This is a genomic window from Kamptonema formosum PCC 6407 (assembly GCF_000332155.1).
Taxonomy (GTDB): domain Bacteria; phylum Cyanobacteriota; class Cyanobacteriia; order Cyanobacteriales; family Microcoleaceae; genus Kamptonema; species Kamptonema formosum.
In genome coordinates this window covers 2,505,905-2,506,686 of record NZ_KB235904.1, presented here as the reverse complement: position 1 = coordinate 2,506,686, position 782 = coordinate 2,505,905, and the positions used below count along the sequence as shown (strand labels likewise).

Annotated in this window: 1 other annotated feature (cut by a window edge). The window is 40.7% G+C overall.

Going from position 1 to position 782, the window contains the following annotated elements:
- Window positions 1–400: 400 nt before the first annotated feature.
- Window positions 401–782 (bottom strand) — a sequence feature (most likely nonfunctional fraction of RNA operon) (it continues 291 nt past the right edge of the window).

The window sequence follows — 782 nt, the reverse complement described above, 5'->3', positions numbered from 1 at the left end:
TTGTAAATAATCTTCATTTATGAGTCAAGACAATTTGCTCTTGGCATGAGTTGACTTTGTTAAAAAGATGAGTTGAAGTGATAAATATAGCGACATGAATATATTAGAAAAAGTCAATTCTTTCAACTTACTTAATCTAGGTAAATTTTACAGGCTCCTGTAACGCTAAAACCCCATAAGTTCAATCCAAAAGCATATTGGCTCCCAGCTTTCACAACTAATAAAAAAATCCCAGCCACATCTGCGGAATGTGGGTTTTATTTCACCGATGCCAATCTCTGCTTCAACAGCCAGATTTGATTCAAGGGTTAACTGGTTTTTATTGGTGGACTAAAATTGGAGTTTAATCGTAAGTCATTTGCCGGACATGATATTACGCCCTTTGCGGGTGAAAGAAAATAGGTATCGCTGAAACGCTTAAGGGATAAAGGTTTCAGCCGATTCGTACAATTTTCCCGTTTGGGCACGGTGATGCCCTGTATGATTTGATTGTGTCGAAAGAAGCGGATTTGCTACAGTAACAGCGATCTCAATCTCAAACAAAACAAAGCCCCTTTCTGAGTATGAGAAAGAGGCATTGTAGAATAGAAATCCCTGGCATCGAGCTATTTTCCCAGGCAGTGACCCACCAAGTATCTTCGCCACAGCAGCGTCTAACATCCGAGTTCGGGATGGAATCGGTGTGGTTCCACCGCGTCATAAACACCAGGAAAAGCTGTAAGGGTATAAGAGCCCTGAAGACTGCAAAGAAACAAGTCATGATCAAATCAAAAGTCAGAGGT